Source organism: Armatimonadota bacterium, assembly GCA_031460175.1.
Lineage (GTDB): Bacteria > Sysuimicrobiota > Sysuimicrobiia > Sysuimicrobiales > Sysuimicrobiaceae > Sysuimicrobium > Sysuimicrobium tengchongense.
In genome coordinates this window covers 81,803-99,927 of record JAVKGW010000001.1, presented here as the reverse complement: position 1 = coordinate 99,927, position 18,125 = coordinate 81,803, and the positions used below count along the sequence as shown (strand labels likewise).

The 18,125-nt window shown below is 71.2% G+C and carries 19 protein-coding genes; 15 read left to right on the top strand and 4 right to left on the bottom strand.

The window, feature by feature from the left end; genetic code table 11:
• The first annotated feature begins 38 nt into the window (after nt 1-38).
• The 4 genes from QN206_00505 to QN206_00490 are packed head-to-tail and all read left to right on the top strand — an operon-like array spanning nt 39 to nt 3,990.
• Complete coding sequence (locus QN206_00505; protein ID MDR7613290.1) at nt 39-986, top strand: diacylglycerol kinase family lipid kinase; 948 nt, start codon at nt 39-41, stop codon at nt 984-986.
• The gene (locus QN206_00500; GenBank protein ID MDR7613289.1) at nt 983-2,113 is read left to right on the top strand and encodes a glycosyltransferase; all 1,131 of its coding nucleotides are present in this window, start codon (nt 983-985) and stop codon (nt 2,111-2,113) included. The genes QN206_00505 and QN206_00500 overlap by 4 nt, the downstream gene beginning before the upstream one ends.
• Nucleotides 2,110-3,291 (top strand): MFS transporter, encoded by a 1,182-nt coding sequence (locus QN206_00495; GenBank protein MDR7613288.1) that lies wholly within the window; start codon nt 2,110-2,112, stop codon nt 3,289-3,291. Before QN206_00500 ends, QN206_00495 begins: the two co-directional genes overlap by 4 nt.
• 6 nt (nt 3,292-3,297) lie before the next feature.
• On the top strand, nt 3,298-3,990 hold the full coding sequence (locus QN206_00490) for a polysaccharide deacetylase family protein (GenBank protein MDR7613287.1): 693 nt from the start codon (nt 3,298-3,300) through the stop codon (nt 3,988-3,990).
• Here the strand turns inward: QN206_00490 and QN206_00485 are convergent.
• Complete coding sequence (locus QN206_00485; protein MDR7613286.1) at nt 3,955-4,548, bottom strand: hypothetical protein; 594 nt, start codon at nt 4,546-4,548, stop codon at nt 3,955-3,957. The genes QN206_00490 and QN206_00485 overlap by 36 nt on opposite strands.
• Nucleotides 4,549-5,730, bottom strand: a complete 1,182-nt coding sequence (locus QN206_00480) for a CaiB/BaiF CoA-transferase family protein (GenBank protein MDR7613285.1) — start codon at nt 5,728-5,730, stop codon at nt 4,549-4,551.
• Between the two features lie 65 nt (nt 5,731-5,795).
• Here QN206_00480 and QN206_00475 point away from each other — a divergent pair, with 65 nt between their 5' ends.
• The 10 genes from QN206_00475 (at nt 5,796) to trpA (ending at nt 15,044) form a co-directional block, all read left to right on the top strand.
• The gene (locus tag QN206_00475) at nt 5,796-6,314 is read left to right on the top strand and encodes a TIGR00725 family protein (protein ID MDR7613284.1); all 519 of its coding nucleotides are present in this window, start codon (nt 5,796-5,798) and stop codon (nt 6,312-6,314) included.
• Nucleotides 6,315-6,630: 316 nt separating this feature from the next.
• On the top strand, nt 6,631-7,485 hold the full coding sequence (locus QN206_00470; GenBank protein ID MDR7613283.1) for a prephenate dehydrogenase/arogenate dehydrogenase family protein: 855 nt from the start codon (nt 6,631-6,633) through the stop codon (nt 7,483-7,485).
• A complete protein-coding gene (trpE, locus tag QN206_00465) occupies nt 7,482-8,954 on the top strand; it encodes an anthranilate synthase component I (GenBank protein ID MDR7613282.1) in 1,473 nt (490 codons plus the stop codon). Before QN206_00470 ends, trpE begins: the two co-directional genes overlap by 4 nt.
• Nucleotides 8,951-9,565: an aminodeoxychorismate/anthranilate synthase component II gene (locus QN206_00460; protein MDR7613281.1), complete on the top strand. Its 615-nt coding sequence runs from the start codon at nt 8,951-8,953 to the stop codon at nt 9,563-9,565. The genes trpE and QN206_00460 overlap by 4 nt, the downstream gene beginning before the upstream one ends.
• Nucleotides 9,562-10,587, top strand: coding sequence for an anthranilate phosphoribosyltransferase (gene trpD, locus QN206_00455; protein ID MDR7613280.1), 1,026 nt, complete (start codon nt 9,562-9,564; stop codon nt 10,585-10,587). Before QN206_00460 ends, trpD begins: the two co-directional genes overlap by 4 nt.
• On the top strand, nt 10,584-11,366 hold the full coding sequence (gene trpC / locus QN206_00450; GenBank protein ID MDR7613279.1) for an indole-3-glycerol phosphate synthase TrpC: 783 nt from the start codon (nt 10,584-10,586) through the stop codon (nt 11,364-11,366). The genes trpD and trpC overlap by 4 nt, the downstream gene beginning before the upstream one ends.
• A gap of 13 nt (nt 11,367-11,379) precedes the next feature.
• Nucleotides 11,380-12,423, top strand: coding sequence for a tryptophan--tRNA ligase (trpS, locus tag QN206_00445; GenBank protein ID MDR7613278.1), 1,044 nt, complete (start codon nt 11,380-11,382; stop codon nt 12,421-12,423).
• Nucleotides 12,420-13,061, top strand: coding sequence for a phosphoribosylanthranilate isomerase (locus tag QN206_00440; protein MDR7613277.1), 642 nt, complete (start codon nt 12,420-12,422; stop codon nt 13,059-13,061). Before trpS ends, QN206_00440 begins: the two co-directional genes overlap by 4 nt.
• Entirely contained in the window at nt 13,049-14,251 is a 1,203-nt protein-coding gene (gene trpB / locus QN206_00435) for a tryptophan synthase subunit beta (GenBank protein MDR7613276.1), read from the top strand. Before QN206_00440 ends, trpB begins: the two co-directional genes overlap by 13 nt.
• On the top strand, nt 14,238-15,044 hold the full coding sequence (trpA, locus tag QN206_00430; GenBank protein ID MDR7613275.1) for a tryptophan synthase subunit alpha: 807 nt from the start codon (nt 14,238-14,240) through the stop codon (nt 15,042-15,044). The genes trpB and trpA overlap by 14 nt, the downstream gene beginning before the upstream one ends.
• Before the next feature lie 22 nt (nt 15,045-15,066).
• Here the strand turns inward: trpA and QN206_00425 are convergent, their stop codons facing one another.
• The gene (locus QN206_00425; protein MDR7613274.1) at nt 15,067-15,954 is read right to left on the bottom strand and encodes a manganese catalase family protein; all 888 of its coding nucleotides are present in this window, start codon (nt 15,952-15,954) and stop codon (nt 15,067-15,069) included.
• A gap of 65 nt (nt 15,955-16,019) precedes the next feature.
• Here QN206_00425 and QN206_00420 point away from each other — a divergent pair, with 65 nt between their 5' ends.
• Nucleotides 16,020-16,970, top strand: coding sequence for an AraC family transcriptional regulator (locus tag QN206_00420; GenBank protein MDR7613273.1), 951 nt, complete (start codon nt 16,020-16,022; stop codon nt 16,968-16,970).
• A 7-nt stretch (nt 16,971-16,977) separates the two neighbouring features.
• Here the strand turns inward: QN206_00420 and thiO are convergent, their stop codons facing one another.
• Entirely contained in the window at nt 16,978-18,123 is a 1,146-nt protein-coding gene (gene thiO, locus QN206_00415; protein ID MDR7613272.1) for a glycine oxidase ThiO, read from the bottom strand.
• Between the last annotated feature and the right edge of the window lie 2 nt (nt 18,124-18,125).

The window sequence follows — 18,125 nt, the reverse complement described above, 5'->3', positions numbered from 1 at the left end:
TGGCACGGGGAGGAGGCGGGACGTAGAATGGGAGCGACTTGAACGAGCCGCTCTTGCTGGTCGTGAATCCGTACGCGGGTCGCGCTTCGGACCTGCTGCCGGCGGTGGTGCGCGCCCTGCGGGCCCGGGGGGTGGCCCACGAGGTGCGGTACGCCACGGGCTTTGAGGGGTTCGTGGCCCTCGCGGCGGATGCCGCGGACGCGGGCTTCCGGGCGGTGGTGGCGGTGGGCGGGGACGGGACCGTGAACGGGGTCGCGAACGGCATCATGCAGGGCGGATCCCGCATCCCCATGGGGATCGTCCCCGCGGGGACCGCGAACGAGTTCGCCCGGGCCCTACCCATCCCGCGGAGCGCGAGCAAGGTAGCCGCGGTGCTGGCGGAAGGGATAGCGGGCGAGGTGGACATCGCGCGGGTGAACGACCGGTACTTCCTGAACCTCTTCGGGTTCGGGTTCGATGCCCGGGTCGCCGCGGGCGCGCACCGCCTCCGGGACCGGGTGCTCCTGCGAGGACGCGCGGTGTACTACCTGGCCACCCTGCTGGAGATCGCCTCAAGCCGAGACCCCCTGGAGGTGGAGGTGTTCACGGAACAGGATGCCTTTCGGGGCCGGGTCCTGTTCGTGGCGGGGGTGAACGGCCGGATGTACGGGGAGCGGGTGCCGTCCTTGCCCTCCCCGAGCCTCCGGGATGGCCTGCTGGACCTGTACGTGGTGCGGGACATGCGGCGGGTCCGGTCCTTCAACGTGGCGGTGAAGATGATCCGGCGGACTCCCATCCCGGAGATCCTCATCCAGCGGGCCCGGGAGGTCACCCTCGTGGCGGAGCGGCCCGTGGAGGCCCACGTGGACGGGAACCTCCTGGGCACCTTCACCCGGGTGCACGCCCGGGTGGTGCCGCGGGGCATCCGGGTCCTGCTCCCCCCGGACGCCCTCCCCTGGCAGGGGACGGGGTCGGAGGCCCGGGAGGCGCTCATGCGCCGGGGATGAGGCCGGAAGGTCCCCGGATCCTCGTGCTCTCCGCCACGTACGGCGGAGGACATCAGCGGGTGGCGGAAGCCCTCCAGGCCGCTTGGGCGGAGCACTCTCCCGCCATCCGGGTGGAGATCGTGGACTTCTTCGAGACCTTCGTGAATCCGGCCCTCAACCGCATGGTGCGCTCCCTGTACGTCACCAGCGTGCGGCACGCGCCCGCGATGTGGGGCGCCTTTTACTACGCCACGGGCAACATCCGACCGGACTCCCCCACCCAGCGGCTCATCAACCGGCTCGGGAAGCGGCGTCTGACCGCGTACCTCCGCAGCACCCCCTTCGACCTCCTGGTGCACGTGCATCCCACGCCCGCCGGGGTGGTCTCCGACCTCAAGGCCGAGGGGGAGGTGCGCCACCCCTCCGCGGTGGTGCTCACGGACTACGCCATCCACTCCCAGTGGATCCACCCGCACGTGGACCGCTACTGCGTCCCCTCGGAGGCGGTCCGGGCGGGCCTGGTGGACCGCGGGATCCCCGCAGACCGCATCTTCGTCACGGGGATCCCGGTTCTCCCGGAGTTCACCCGCCCCCTGGATCGGCGGGAGGTCGCCCCGCGTCTGGGGCTGGACCCGCACCGGACCACGATCCTCGTCATGGCGGGAGCCTACGCGATGCTGGGCGGGATCCTCGACGTGCACCGGGTGATCCTGAGCCTTCCGCACCGGGTGCAGGCGGTCTTCCTCTGTGGACGGGATGCGGGGCTCGTGGAGCGGCTGCGGCGCCGAAGCCGCCGGCGGCCGGAGGTTCGGGTAGAGGGGTACGTGACGAACGTGGCGGAGTGGATGACGTGCGCGGACCTCCTGGTCACTAAGGCGGGCGGGGCGACGGTGTCCGAGGCCCTCGTGAAGGCGCTCCCCATGGTGATCTACCGGCCGATCCCGGGACAGGAGGAGTGGAACACCCAGATGCTCACCGCGGCCGGCGCCGCCCGGGTCGCCCGGAACCCGGAGGAGCTGAGCCAGGTGCTGGACGGGCTTCTGCGGGATCCCGGGGAGCTGGACCGCATGCGGCACGCCGCGCAGAGGGCGGCCCGTCCGGACGCGGCCCGGGAGGCGGCTCAACGGATCCTGGAGCTCCTGGCGTGAGGGTCTCCCGGCGGATCGGTCCGCACGCGCTCCTCATCGGGCTTTTCGAGTGTGCCCGGGGTGCCCTCCTCTTCACCCTCCTCCCCAACCACCTGCGGTTCGGCGTGGGACACCAGATGTCCGTGGTGGGTCTGGCCCTCTCCGCGTATTCCTTCACGGAGCTCGCCACGAAGGTCCCCTCGGGGTGGGTCATCGACCGGGTGGGCCGACGCGCTCCCCTGGTGGGGGGATTGGGGTTGTCCATCCTCTCCGTGCTCCTTCTGGCGGAGGCCCGACAGACCTGGGCCGTCCTCGCGGCCGCGGCCCTGGGAGGTCTTGGAGCATCCCCGGTCTGGCCCTCCGTGGTCTCCGGGCTCGTGGAGGCCACGGACGACGGCCGGCGGGGAGAGGCGGTCGGAGCCCTGCTCACCAGCTGGATGCTGGGGATCGGGATCGGGTTTGTGGTCACGAACTTCCTTCTGGAGATTCATGGGGCGGTGGCGTTCGGGTTCGTGCTCGGTTGCCTGGGGGCCACCTTTTTCCTGGTGCTCCCCGCCACAAGAGGGTTCCCCCGTCCGGAGGCGGCGGCCCGGGAGCGGCCGCCGCAGCAAAACGGCACGTCCGAGGTGCGGTGGCTGTGGCCGCTGTTTGCGGGGATGGTCCTGCAGACCGTGGGAGGCGGGATGCTCCTTCCCATCCTCTCGCCCTACGCGCGGGAGGTGCTCCACCTGACCCCCCTGCGCATCGGCGCCCTCCTGGCCGCGGGGCCCGGGCTCACCGTGCTCCTCTTGGTGCCCTTGGGGCGGGTGGTGGATCACGTGGGCCGGGTGGAAGTCCTTTCCATCAGCCTCGGAGCCGGGGCCGCGGTGCTCTTCATCCTGCCCTATCTCCGTTCCCTCTGGGCCCTCGTCCCCATGGTGGCCCTCCTCGGACTCGCGTACGCCACCCTCCTGCCCGCCTGGAACACCCTCGTGATGGATCTCCTACCCCCGCACCGCCGGGCCACCATGCTAGGGCTTGCCATGGCCCTGGAAGGACTCGGGGTGGCGATCGGCACGGCGGTGGGAGGGATCCTGTGGGACGCGTACGGTCCGGCGCAGCCCTTCCGGGTGGCGTCGGGCGTCCTGGCATGCGTGGCCGTCGGCTACCTCCTTCTCCTCCCCCGTTCCCTGGGGACTCCCCTGGGCCACCGGGCCTAGGCACCCATGGCGGTCGCGCGCGCCCTGGTGTTGGGAGGTCTCAGCCTCGGGGCCGCGTATACCCTGGGGGCTCAGGCCCTCACCCGACTGCGGGGAGCGGTCCGCACGGGCCCGCCCGTGCCCCAGGTGGCCCTCACCTTCGACGACGGCCCCCATCCAGTCTACACCCCCCGGATCCTGGAGGTCCTGGCGGAGCACGGAGCCGGGGCCACCTTCTTCCTCGTGGGGCGCCACGCGGAAGAGCACCCCGAGCTCGTACGCCGGATCCTCGCGGAAGGGCACACCCTGGGAAGCCACACCTACGCGCACCGCCACCTCTGGTCTCTGGGTCCCCGGGCCACCCGGGAGGAGATCCTGCGGGGACACCGGGTGGTGGAGGCGATCTTGGGGCGGTCCCTGCGCTTCTTCCGGCCGCCCTGGGGGGCGGTGAACCTCGCGGCGCTCGCGGTCTGCCGGAAGGAGGGCCTGGTACCCGTACTGTGGAGCGTGCGGGGAGAGGGCTACCGGTGGCGCCCCTCGTGGGAGGAGATGGCGCGGGTGGTGGTCCGAAGCGCCCACCCGGGTGCCATCGTGAACCTGCACGATCGCGGTGGGTTCCCGGATACCCCCGAGCGGGTGCTGCGGGCGCTTCCCCGGATCCTTGTAGGACTGCGGGCGCGGGGTCTACGGCCCGTGACGCTCGCGGACCTCCTCGGGTGAGGTGTCGTAGCGGGCGAAGAGGGTCCGGGCGGACATCCAAGCCTCCCGAGGCTCCCGGAGCCGCTCGCGGCCTAAGCTGCGGCGGAACCCCTCCGGGTGGGAATACCAGAGGAGGAACTTCAGCCAGAAATTCACGCCGAAGCGGGTGAGGGGGTTGCGGATGCGGTGGACCTCGAAGCCCAGCCGCTCGCTTCCCTTCCAGTACAGGGTGACCGCCCGGACCGCCACCACGGGGAACTCCGGGTGGCTCCGCAGGTACCGGGCCACCAGGCGCAGGCCTTCGGACATCCCCCGGCCGAACAGCAACCCCATGCGCCGGGGATCCTGGGTGGTCTCGTGGTACGCGATCAGCTTCAGGCTGTCCACGTGGATCTCCCCGACCAGGTCCCCCGGCCGGACCACGGTCCCGTCCTGCAGCCGGACCACATCACCCCGGTGTTGGCGCAGCTCCAGGCGCACGAAGCTGTGGGGCGCGAGATCCACGAGGCCGTGGCGCCGGGCCCACCACCGCTCGTACCGGGCGAAGAGGGAGAGCGGGAGGAGCCGGCGCAGGAGCACCTAGACGGCGCCCTCCGCCCGGAGGCGCGCGATCTCCTCTGGGGCGTACCCCAGTTCCTGGAGCACCGCCTCCGTGTGCTGACCCAGGAGCGGCGGTGGGGTGCGGACTTCCCCGGGTGTTTCGGAGAGCTTCACCGGGATCCCGGTCACCGTGACCTCCCCCGCGGTGGGGTGCGGCAGGGTCACCTTCATCCCGCGGTGGAGGGTCTGGGGATCCTCGAAGACCTCGGAGATCAGGTAGATGGGGCCGTTTGGGACACCGGCCCGGTCCAGGATCTCCCGCCACTCCGCGGTGGTCCGCTGTCGGAACCGGGCCTCCAGGATCGGGATGAGCTCGGAACGATGGCGGACCCGATCCGCATTGGTGGAAAACCGGGGATCGTCCCGGAGTTCGGGAGCCACCGCCTCACAGAACCGCTGCCAGATGCCCTCGCTCCCCACCGCCACGTTCAGGTACCCGTCCCGGGTGCGGAAGGCCTGGTAGGGGACCAGGTTGGGGTGGGCGGAGCCCATGCGCCGGGGATTCCGGCCCGTGGCGAAGTAGTTGGCCGCGGCGTAGGTGAGCCAGGCCACCTGTCCGTCGAGCAGCGCCGCGTCCACGTGTTGCCCCCGCCCCGTGCGTTCCCGTGCCCAAAGGGCCGCGAGGATGCCGTAGGCGGCGAACATCCCCGCCGCGATGTCCGCCACGGCCACGCCCACCTTTACCGGCGGTCCCTCCTCCTCGCCCGTGATCCCCATGATCCCGCCCATCCCCTGGAGGATGAGGTCATAGGCGGGTCTGGCCCGGTACGGGCCGTCCTGACCGAACCCCGAGATGGAGCAGTACACCAGGCGGGGGTAGCGTTCGTGCAGGGCGCGGTATCCGAGACCCAACCGGTCCATCACCCCGGGCCGGAAGTTCTCCACGAGGACGTCTGCCCGGGCGAGAAGCCGGTGCAGGACCTCCATCCCCTTCGGATGCTTGAGGTTGAGGGTCACGGACTCCTTGTTGCGGTTCACGCTGAGGAAGTAGGCGCTCTCCCCGCCGAGAAACGGCGGTCCCCACCCGCGGGTGTCGTCTCCGCCCTCCGGGGATTCGATCTTCACCACCCGGGCACCGAGGTCCGCCAGCATCATGGTGCAATACGGTCCCGCGAGCGCCCGGGTGAGGTCCACCACGAGGATCCCGTCCAGCGGCCGCATCAAGAGCAGGATACACGATCCCTTCCGCGTCCTCCTGCGGCAGAATGGGATCTCGGAGGTGCACGGTGGGAGGGAGCATCCGGCTGCGCATCGGGGTCGTGGGAGAGCGACAGACCACACCGCAGCTCTGGGAGGCGGCCCAGACCGTGGGGCGGGAGATCGCGCGGCGGGGCGGGATCCTGATCTGCGGGGGCATGGGCGGGGTGATGGAGGCCGCGTCCAAAGGCGCCCGGGAGGCGGGAGGGGAGGTGGTGGGGATCCTGCCCACGGACTCGGAGCGGGCGGGGAATCCCTACCTCACCATCCCCATCCCCACCGGCATGGGGGAGGGACGCAACGTGCTCGTGGTGCGGGCCTCCCAGGCCCTCATCGCCATCGGGGGGTGGTACGGGACCCTGGTGGAGATCGCGTACGCCCTGGCCCTGCAGGTTCCCGTGGTCGGACTCCGGACGTGGCGGATCGAGCGGCCGGGGCTGGAAGGGGATCCCATCGTGCGGGCGGACGATCCCGTGGAGGCGGTGGAGCTCGCTTGGCGGGCGGCAACCCGAAGGCGCCTCCGCAGGCCCCGGCTCCCACCTGGTTGACGGCCTGTGCTATGCTAGGGGCAAACCCGAGGACCGGGACGAGTAAGCCGGCCCAGGTGCCCCAAGAGAGCCGCGGAAGGTGGGAGGCGGCGGCGACCGGCCGGCGGAATGGGCCCGTGAGGGGCGGCCCGAACGACCTGAGGGGTCCAGTAGGCGCCGACGGGATTCCTGCCCCGTGAACCCGGCAGGCGGGATCGGCGGAGTTGCCTGTCCCGAGAGGGCCGTCGGGGAAACCCGACGGAAGGCGGGTGGCACCGCGGGAGAACCCCTCCCGTCCCAGCGGACGGGAGGGGTTTTGTTTGGGGCTCGGACCGGGGTGCGGGAAATCGTGCGGTTCCAGGTGGCGGCCATTGTGGGGACCGGCCTCATCGGCGGGGCCCTGGGCATGGCCCTGCGCCAGCGGGGGTGCGCGCAGACCGTGATCGGGATCGACCGGGATCCGCGGGCTGCCGAGCGGGCCGTGGAGCGGGGAGCCGCGGACGTGGCGAGTACGGATCTCGGTCGCCTCGCGGAGGCGGAGATCGTCTTCCTGGCGGTTCCCCCGGAGCAGGTGGTGGGGGTGGCCCGCGCGGCCCTCGGCTACCTGCGTCCCCAGACCATCCTCACGGACACCGCGAGCGTGAAGGCTCCCATCGTCTCCGCCCTGGAACGCATCGCGCCGCCGGTCCGGTTCGTGGGAGGACACCCCATGGCGGGGACCGAGGGGCAGGGGATCGAGGCCGCGGAGCCCGGCTTTCTCCGGGATCGGCCGTACATCGTGACGCCCACGGGGTTCACGGATCGGGAGGCGGTGCATCGCCTGGTGGCTCTCGCGCGGGCGATCGGGATGCGGCCCGTGGTGATGCAGCCGGAGGTCCACGACCGGCTCGTGGCCCTCATCAGCCACCTCCCGTACCTGGTGGCATGCGCGGTGATCCTGGCCGCCGCGGCAGAACCCGAGTCCCTCGGGGTAGGGGGGCCCGCATTCGGAGAACTTGCCCGGGTGGCCAGCAGTCCGCCGGCCCTGTGGGCTCAGATCCTCCGCCTGAACCGGGAGGAGGTTGGACGGGCCCTACGCGATCTGCGGGGGATCCTGGACCAGGTGGAACGCCGCCTCGTGGAGGGCGAGCTGGAGGAGCTGCTGGAACAGGCTCAAAACGCGGCCATGCGTGCGCGGGAGCGGAGGCCATGAGGACCCTGGAGATCACCCCTGGACCCGTGGGATTCGAGGCAATGCTGCGCGAGGGGAATCTCGTGCCGGTCTCGTGCGAGCTCCTGGCAGACCTGGAGACGCCCATCTCCGCCTTCCTCAAGTTGCGGGACCTGCCGGACGCCTTCCTGCTGGAGAGCGTGGAGGGCGGGGAACGGTTGGGACGCTATTCCTTTTTGGGCGCCCGCCCGAAGCTCGTACTCACCTACGACGGCCGGGTGGTCCGGTGCTCGGACGGTCGCACCTTCCCCGGACCCTTCCTCCCCGCGGCCCGCGCCGTCCTCCGTCCGTACCGCCAGGTCCCCGTCCCCGGGCTTCCCCGGTTCACGGGGGGGCTCGTGGGCTACCTCGGCTACGACCTGGTGCGGGACTGGGAACGGCTCCCCGACCGGCCTCCGGACGACCTCGGCCTTCCCGTCTGCCGCATGGGGCTGTTTGACACCGTGGTGGTCTTCGACCACGTGCGGCGGCGCATCCGGGTCCTCGCGAACGCCTTCGCGGAGGAAGGCGCGGAGGCTGCCTACCGTTCCGCCCGGGAGCGCATGGAGGAGGTCCTGGAGCGGCTGCGCCGGCCGGTCCCGGGATCCTCGCCGGAGGTGCGGCCGGTCCCGCAGGCCCAGTCCAACATGACCCGGGAGTCCTTCCTCGAGAAGGTCGAGCGCTGTCTCGCGTACATCCGCGCGGGCGACATCTTCCAGGTCATCCTCTCCCAGCGCTTCGCGCTTCCCGTTCCAGGCCTGGATCCCTTCCTCCTGTACCGGGCCGCCCGGGCCATCAACCCCTCACCCTTCCTGTTCTACCTGGACTTCCCAGAGGGGCAGCTCGCGGGCTCCTCCCCGGAGCTGCTGGTGCGGCTGGAGGGAGATCAGGTGATGATGCGACCCATCGCGGGGACCCGGCCCCGGGGCAGGACCCCGGAGGAGGACGCGGCCCTGGAGGCGGATCTGCGGGGGAGCGAGAAGGAACGGGCGGAGCACGTGATGCTGGTGGACCTCACCCGCAACGACCTGGGCCGCATCAGCCGCTACGGCACGGTACGTACCACGGAGCTCATGGTGGTGGAGCGGTACTCCCACGTGATGCACCTGGTGAGCACCGTCCAGGGGATCCTCCAGCCGGATCGGGACGCCTTCGACGTGCTGCAGGCGGTTTTCCCGCACGGCACGGTGTCCGGGGCCCCGAAGGTGCGGGCCATGGAGATCATCGACGAGCTGGAGCCCGTGGCCCGGGGGCCGTATGCGGGCGCGGTGGGCTACGTAGGCTATTCGGGCGCCATGGACACCTGCATCACCATCCGCACCCTGGTGGTGCGAAGCGGACGGGCGTACGTGCAGGCGGGCGCGGGCATTGTGGCGGATTCCGATCCGGAATCCGAGTACCGGGAGTGCGTGAGCAAGGCGGAGGCCCTGGTGCGGGCCGTGGAACTCGCGTGCACGGGGGGGATGGGATGATCCTGGTGGTGGACAACTACGACTCCTTCGCGTACAACCTCGTGCAGTATTTGGGCGAACTCGGGGCGGAGGTGATGGTCTACCGGAACGACGCCATCACCGTGGAGGCCATCGCCCGCCTGGGGCCCGAAGCGGTGGTGATCTCCCCCGGGCCCTGCACGCCCAACGAGGCAGGGGTCAGCAACGAGGTGCTGCGGGAGCTCTCCGACCGGATCCCGGTCCTGGGGGTTTGCCTCGGGCACCAGTGCATCGGGCAGTGCTTCGGCGGGCGGGTGGGGCTTGCGCCGCGGCCCGTTCACGGCAAGACCTCCCGCATCCTGCACGACGGCCGCACCATCTTCCGGGGCCTCCCCTCGCCCTTCGTGGCCACCCGCTATCACTCCCTGGTGGTCCAGGAGGAGGGTCTTCCGGAGGTGCTGGAGGTCTCCGCCCGCAACGAGGAGGGCCTCATTATGGGGCTGCGGCACCGGCACCGACCGGTGGAGGGCGTGCAGTTCCACCCGGAGTCCATCCTCACGGAGCACGGCAAGGCACTGCTGCGCAACTTCCTGGACCTCGTGCGTGACTGGCACCGCACGGGCAGATGGGGTGGGCAGGAGGGAGGATCATGATCCGGGAGGCGATCCGGAAGACGGTGGAGGGCATCTCCCTCTCCGCGGAGGAGGCGGAGCGGGTCATGGGCGAGATCATGGACGGGGAGGCCACCCCGGCCCAGATCGCGGCCCTGGTGGTGGCCCTGCGCATGAAGGGCGAGACGGTGGAGGAGATGAGCGGGTTCGCCCGGGCCATGCGGGCGCGGGCCTACCGCATCACGCCCCGGGTTCCGGTCCTGGTGGACACCTGCGGCACGGGCGGGGACGGAGCCCACACCTTCAACATCTCCACCGCGGCGGCCTTCGTGGTGGCCGGGGCGGGCGTGTCGGTGGCCAAGCACGGCAACCGGGCGGTGAGCAGCGCCTGCGGGAGCGCGGACGTCCTGGAGGCCCTGGGCCTTCCCGCGGACGCGGAGCCCGCACGGGTGCAGGAGGCCATCGAGCGGATCGGATTGGGCTTTCTCTTCGCCCCTCGGTTCCACCCCGCCATGCGGCACGCGGTGGGACCGCGGCGGGAGATCGGCATCCGCACCGTCTTCAACGTCCTGGGACCCCTCACCAATCCCGCGGGCGCCCGGCGGCAGGTGATCGGGGTGTACGACCCGCGACTCGTGGAGCCACTCGCCCTCGTGGCCCGGGAGCTCGGGGCCGAGCACGCGTACGTGGTACACGGAGACGGCCTCGACGAGCTCACCACCACGGGTCCCACACGGGTGGCGGAGGTGCGGGAGGGGCGGGTGCGCACCTTTGCGCTGGAGCCCGAACAGGTGGGCCTTCCGCGGGCGTCCCCGGAAGCCCTCCGGGGAGGCGATGCCCGCTACAACGCGCAGCGCGTAGAACGCGTCTTGAACGGGGAGCGGGGACCCTGCCGGGATGTGGTCCTGCTGAACGCGGCCGCGGCGCTGGTGGCCGCGGGAGCGGCGGAGGACTTCCGGGAGGGGATCGTGCGGGCCGCGGAGGCGGTGGACTCCGGGGCGGCCGCGGCGAAGCTCGCGGCCCTGCGGGCCTACTTCGGGGCTCAGACCGGCGCCGGGGGATGAGTGTCCTCGAACGGATCGTCCAGCACAAGTGGCGGGAGCTCGCGCAGGCCCGGGCCGCGTGCCCGGAGCACGAGGTAAAGAGGCGGGCCCTCACGGCCCCCTCTCCCCGGGATTTCGCCGCGGCCCTCCGGGGGGAAGGGATCGCGGTGATCGCGGAGCTGAAGGCCGCCTCGCCCAGCGCGGGAGTGATCCGACAGGATCTGAACCCCGCCGCCCTCGCCCGGGCCTACGAAGCCGGCGGGGCGGAGGCGCTCTCCGTCCTTACGGATCGCCCGTTCTTCCAGGGAAGCCCGGAACACCTGCAGGCCGCCCGGGAAGCCACCCGGCTTCCGGTCCTCCGCAAGGACTTCACCCTGGCGGCCTACCACGTGTACGAGGCGCGGGCCCTGGGGGCGGATGCGGTGCTGCTCATCGCCGCCATCCTGGACGACGCGCAGCTCCGGGCTCTTCGGGAGCTCGCGGAGGCGCTGGGGATGGCGGCGGTGGTGGAGGTGCACACGGAGGAGGAGGTGGAGCGCGCCCTGCGCAGCGGGGCCCGCATCATCGGGATCAACAACCGGGATCTCCGCACCTTCCGGGTGGATCTGGCGACCACCTTCCGCCTCCGCCCCCGGATCCCGGAGGGAATCCTGGTGGTGAGCGAGAGCGGCATCGCGCATCCGGATCAGGTGAAGGCCCTGGCGGAGGCGGGGGTGGACGCGGTGCTGGTGGGAACGGCCCTGGCGGGTGAGGCGGATCCCGCGGCGAAGCTCCGGCAGCTGCGTCCGGTGAAGGTGTGAGGAGGTGAGGGAGATGGCGCAGAAGGTGGGAACGGTGGACCGTGCGGCGTCGGGAGCGGCACCGCGTCAGGCGGTGCGGGTGTTCTCCGGGATCCAGCCCACGGGGCTCGTGCACCTCGGGAACTACGTGGGAGCCATCCGGCAGTGGGTGGAGCTCCAGGCCCAGTACGAGTCGTACTTCTGCATCGTGGACCTGCACGCCATCACCGTGCCCTACGAGCCGGAAGAGATGCAGCGGCGGATCCTGGAGGCGGCCGCGGCCAACATCGCAGCCGGGATTGACCCGGAGCGGTCCGTGCTGTTCGTGCAGTCCCACGTCCACCAGCACTGCGAGCTCATGTGGCTCCTCACCACCCTCACCCCCGTGGGGCAGCTGGAGCGGATGACCCAGTACAAGGAGAAGGCGCGCCGGGCGCGGCAGGGAGTGATGGCGGGGCTACTGAACTACCCCGTCCTCCAGGCCGCGGACGTGCTCCTGTACAAGGCCAGCCTCGTGCCCGTGGGGGAGGATCAGCTCCAGCACATCGAGCTCATGCGGGACCTCGCGGAGCGGTTCAACAAGCAGTTCGGGGAGACGTTCCCGCTGCCGGAAGCCCGGCTCACCAAGGGCGCCCGCATCATGGCCCTCAACGACCCCACGAAGAAGATGAGCAAGAGCATCCCGGGGAGCTACATCGCCCTTGCCGACGAACCGGAGGAGATCCGGCGCAAGGTGCGGGCCGCGGTGACGGATCCGGGCCCCCCGGCGCCGGGCGCCCGGGTGGAGGACGCGAGCCCCGGGGTCCAGAACCTCTTCACCCTGCTGGAGATCTTCGGTCCCGAGCACCTCCCGCGTTTCCGGGAGGCGTACGAGTCCGGCACCATCCGCTACAGCGAGCTCAAGCAGGTCCTGGCGGAGGCCATCGTCGAGCGGCTGGATCCCATCCGCCGGCGCTACCACGAGCTCCTGCGCCGGCCCGGGGATCTCTATGAGATCCTGGTGGAGGGTGCCCGGCGGGCCCGTCCCGTGGCCGAGGCCACCATGGAAGAGGTCTACCGGAAGATGGGGCTCAGATGACCCGGGTGAAGATCTGCGGGATCCGCACACCGGAGGAAGCCCGCGCCGCCGCGGAGGCGGGGGCGGACGCGGTGGGGTTCGTGTTCTGGCCCCGAAGCCGCCGGTACGTGGCACCCGAGGAGGCGGCCCGGATCGCCCGGATCCTCCCGCCCTTCGTGGTGCGGGTGGGGGTGTTCGTGAACGAGCCACCGGAGCGGGTGGAGGAGGTGGCCGCCCGGGTCGGGTTGGACGCGGTGCAGCTCCACGGAGACGAGCCGCCGGAGGCGTGCGCGCGGATCCGGCGGCGGGTCATCAAGGCCATCCGGGTCCGCGATGGGGAGAGCCTCCGGGCGGCGGCGGACTACCCGGTGAGCGCCCTCCTCCTGGACGCGTACGTCCCCGAGACCTACGGCGGGACGGGCCGGACCTTTGACTGGTCCCTGGTGGAAACGATCCGGCATCTGGAGCTCCCCCTGATCCTCTCCGGCGGCCTCACCCCGGAGAACGTGGCCGAGGCCATCCGGAGGGTTCGGCCGCACGGGGTGGATACGAGCAGCGGGGTGGAGACGCATGGACGCAAGGACCCCGAGAAGATCCGGGCGTTCGTGGCCGCGGTCCGGCGCGCGGACGCCAGGAGGGAGGAAACATGGGTGTGGTGACGCTTCCGGACGCCCGGGGACGGTTCGGCCCCTTCGGCGGCCGCTACGTCCCGGAGACCCTGATGCCGGCCCTCCTGGAGCTGGAGGCCGCCTATGAGGCGCTGCGGGAGGATCCGGAGTTCCGGCAGGAGCTTGAGGGGCTCCTGCGGGAGTACTGCGGCCGGCCCACGCCCCTGTACTTCGCCCGGAGGCTTTCGGAGCACCTGGGCGGTGCCCGCATCTACCTCAAGCGGGAGGACCTGCTGCACACGGGAGCCCACAAGATCAACAACGCCCTGGGGCAGGCCCTGCTCGCGAGACGCATGGGCAAGCATCGGGTGATCGCGGAGACGGGTGCGGGGCAGCACGGGGTGGCCGTGGCCACGGCTGCGGCCATGCTGGGCCTGCAGTGCGAGGTGTACATGGGGCAGGAGGACGTGGAGCGCCAGGCCCTCAACGTGTACCGGATGCAGCTCCTGGGCGCCCGGGTGATCCCCGTCCAGAGCGGCACCCGCACCCTCAAGGACGCCATCAACGAAGCCCTGCGGGACTGGGTCACCCACGTGCGTACCACCTTCTACATCATCGGGTCCGTGGTGGGGCCACACCCGTATCCCCGCATCGTCCGGGACTTCCAGTCCGTGATCGGCACCGAAGCACGCCAACAGGTCCTGGAGCGGGAAGGGCGGTTGCCGGACGCGGTGGTGGCCTGCGTGGGCGGCGGGAGCAACGCCATGGGCCTGTTCTGGGCCTTCCTTCCGGACGAGGCCGTGCGGCTCGTGGGGGTGGAGGCGGGCGGGCACGGGGTGCAAAGCGGCCGGCACGCGGCGAGCCTCGTGGCGGGAAGCCCCGGGGTACTGCACGGGGCCTACACGTACGTGCTCCAGGACGAGGCCGGACAGGTGCTCGGCACGCATTCCGTCTCCGCGGGCCTGGACTACCCGGGTGTCGGCCCCGAGCACGCGTACCTCAAGGAGACGGGACGGGCCCAGTACGTGGCGGTCACGGACGAGGAGGCCCTGGAGGCCTTCCACCTCTTGGCCCGGACGGAGGGGATCCTGCCGGCTCTGGAGCCCGCCCACGCCATCGCGTATCTCAGACACCTGGCCCCGCAGCTCGGCCGGGATGGGGTGATCGTGGTGGGACTCTCGGGCCGGGGAGACAAGGACATCGACACGGTGCGGCGGCACGGCGGCCATGAGCCGGTTTAGGGCGCTCTTCCAGAGGCTGCGGGCGGAGGGCCGGGCTGCCCTCATGCCGTTCTTCGAAGTTGGGGATCCGGATCTCAAGATCCTGGAACGTCTGATCCCCGCGGTGGTGGAGGCCGGCGCGGACGCCCTGGAGCTCGGGGTCCCGTTCTCCGATCCCATCGCGGACGGCCCAACCATGCAGCGGGCCGCCTACCGGGCTTTAACGCGGGGGGTGCGGCTCCAGGACGTTCTGGACCTCGTGCGCCAGGTGCGCCGCAGGGTGGACGTGCCCATCGCCGTGATGTCCTACGCGAACCCCCTTTTCCGGTACGGGATCGAGCGGTTCGCCCGGGAGGCCCGGGAGGCGGGGGTGGACGGCATTATTGCCGCGGACATCCCCGCGGACGAAGGGGAACCGCTCATCCGGGCCGCGCGGCCGGAGGGCCTCGATACCATCTTCCTCGTGGCCCCCACGAGCACCGAGGCGCGGCTGCGCACGGTCGCCTCGGCCACCACGGGGTTCCTGTACTGCGTCTCCGTCACCGGGGTGACGGGAGCCCGTGACCGGCTGAGCGAGGAGGCGGAGGACCTCGTGCGGCGGGTGCGGAGGGTCACGGACCTCCCCGCGGTGGTGGGGTTCGGGATCGCCCGTCCGGAGCACGCACAGGAGGCGGCCCGGTTCAGCGACGGGGTGATCGTGGCGAGTGCCCTCTACCAGGTGCTGGAAGCGGCCCGGGATCCCGTGGCGGCCGCGGTGGAGTTCCTGCGTCCCTTCGCCCGGGCCCTGCGTTCAGGCCCTGGATTCCTCGGGTGACGCCACCTGCCAGTGCACCGTGCTAACTTGCCGCGAGCTTCTTTGCCAGCTCCGCCATCTCCTCGGGGCTTAGACCCGGGGCGAACTCCTCCGGGAGCGGCGGCAGCACCGGCACGGGTCCTCCCGGAGGCGGACCGTCCACCACCACGAGGTCTCCGTCCCCCGTGGGAGCGGGACCGCGCCAGATGCGGGCGATGTCCCGGTAGTCCTCGGGGCTGAACCGGTACAGGGTGCGGTGCCCGCCCGCCTGCTCGTACTTCCGGGCCTCGGGGAACTTGGAATTGGGGATGTTGGGGATGGGCAAAAGCTTCGTGACGTTCACCCCCGTGAGGGTCTCCAGGGCCTTGCCGTAGGCGGTGGCGTGCACCCCGCCCCGCACCAGGAGGTAGCCGATCATCTCCCGGGCCACGGGGTTGCGGGTCATCTCGTAGACCCGGATCTTGTGCAGCCGCGCCCCGCACTCCAGGAAGAAGTTGTGGAGCAGATCCAGCACGAGGTTGCCGCTGTTGAACACGTAGTCCCCGTGCCAGAACCCGCCCATGGAGCCGCCCACGAAGGCGGTCTGGGCTGTGCTGATGAAGTGGTAGGTGGAGCGCACGTCCTTGCCGGGTTCGAGGGGCGCATCCACCGGATCCCTGGCCTGGGTGGCGCCCGTGAGCAGGAGGTTGATGGTGGCGGAGACGAGCTCGATGTGGCCCAGCTCCTCCGTGGCGATGTTCGCGATGAGGTCCCGGTAGGGCTTGAGCTGATCGTGCCCGCGGAAGTTGAAGGATTGGTAGGTGTAGTTCATGAGGGTGGACATCTCCCCGAAACGGCCGCCCAACAGGTCCTGCACCGCGGCTGCAGCGTTGGGGTCCGGCTCCTTGGGAGCCGGCAGCTCGATCTGCAACCGGTCAATCCGGAGATACACGGTATATCCCTCCTTTCGGGCTTGGCGTCCACTCCCCAGTGTGCGGGAAGGGGGTCCGGGGACAAATGCCGAAGCCGACCCAAACCGTGCCCGAACCGATCCACCCCCTCGTCTTCCGGGCCCACCTGGGGCATCCTGGGAGTGTGCAGGCGGTGATCCCGGATCGGAGGCTCGGATTCCCGCCCTACCCGCCCGCGGGGGAGCTCGGGGCGTGGGAGTGGGTGTGGGGACACGCGGAGGTCGAGTTCTTGGAGGGGAGGGCGTACGCGGGGGAGGCCGGGTGGTCCCTGGAACGCCGTGCGGTGCCCAACGCCCTCGCCATCCTGGTGCTGGAGGGCAGGAGCCGGTGGCGGATCGGGAACCGGTCCCTGGTCGCGGGTCCGGGGGATCTCCTGTTCATTCCGGAGGGGGTTCCGCACGCCGCGGAGGCGCCCATCCCTGTCCGCTTTCTCTCCGTCCACTTCACCGCCCGGGTCCTGGGGGCCCAGTGCCTGCTCCTGGTGCTGGGGTTCCCCGCGATCCTCGAGGGGAGGGAAGATGCGGGCGTTGTGCGGGAACTCGTGCGCCTTTCGATCCACCGGCCCGCGGGCTGGCGGCCGCGGGGCCGGGCCCTGTTGATGGAACTGCTCCTGCGGACGGTGCACGAACACCCCGGGGAGTTCCGGCCCCTGCAGATGCAGGAGGGACGGGCCCTACGGGTACTGTGCCCCGCGTTCCAACTCCTGGAGGCTATGGAGGGTCGGGTGCGGGTGGAGGAACTGGCGAAGGCCGCGGCGTGCTCGCCCACGTACCTCCGCCGGCTCTTCCGTGCAGGCCTCGGCATGTCCCCCAAGCAGTACCTTCTGCAGCGCCGGCTGCAGCGGGCCGCGGATCTGCTGCGTACCACGGACCACACGGTGCAGCAGGTGGCGGAGCGGTGCGGGTTTGAGAGCCTGTCCCACTTCCACCGGTGCTTCCGGGCCCGGTTCGGGTGTACGCCCCTTGAGTTCCGGACCCGGCTTGCGCAGCCGCCGTGAGGGATCGCTACTCCCGCCCGCGGGAGGCGGATCTGCCCCTCCGGAACCGATCCACGGTGAAGGGCCGGGCGATCTCCGGTAGCTCCCCGTGGAGGAGGTAGTGGGAGATGACCTCCGCGGTGATGGGGGCGAGCAGGATCCCGTTGCGATAGTGGCCGGTGGCCAGGACGAGCCCCTCCACCTCCGTGGGCCCCAGGATGGGCGCGTCGTCCCGGCTCCCCGGCCGGAACCCCACCCACATGTCCACGAGGGGGAGCTCCTCAACCCCCGGTAGCACTTCCCACGCGCCCCGCAGCAGCTGCAGGATCCCGCCCGCGGTGAGACGGCCATCGAAGCCCTTCTCCTCCACCGTGGCGCCCACCAGCAGCCGGCCGTCCCGCCGGGGCACGAGGTACGCCTCCGGCCCCCACACCACGTGCCGCAGAAGCGGCGCTTCCCGCCGCATCTGCAGGGCCAGCATCTGCCCCTTGACGGGCCGCACGGGAGGCCGCACGGAATCCGGCAACCCGGGGATGGTGGCAGACCAGGCTCCCGCCGCGAGGACGACCGTGGAGGCCTCCAGGAAGGCGTGCGGCAGGCGCACGCCCAGCACCCGGCCCTGGTCCACCACGATGCGGGTCACCTCCGTGTTCTCCCGCAGCCGCCCGCCCGCCCGCCGGAAGGCCTCGGCCAGGGCCCGGGCCACCTTCACGTTGTCCACCTGGTGGTCGAGGGGACTGTAGAGGGCGGCGACGACCCGGGGGGAGAGGTAGGGCTCCATGCGCCGGGCCTCCTCCCCGGCCAGCCACTCCGTGGGGAGATGCTGCCGCTTCTGGAAATCGTACAGGAACCGCAGCCGCTCCACGTCGTCCCGGTCCAGGGCCACCACCAAGGTCCCCTCGTCCCGGTAGTCCACGGGTATTCCGCTTGCCGTCTCCAGATCGCGGGCAAAGGCCGCCCACCGATCCCGGCTCGCCCGCAGCAGCGGCAGCATCCACTCCTCGCCGGGCTCGGCCTCCGCGTGCGGGGCCAGCATGCCCGCCGCGGCCCAGGTGGCGCCCAGGCCCGCCTGCCCCTTCTCCAGGATGGTCACCCCGCGTCCCGCCCGGGCCAGGTACCAGCCGATGCTGAGCCCGCAGATCCCGCCCCCCACGATCACCACATCCTCGGTCACGC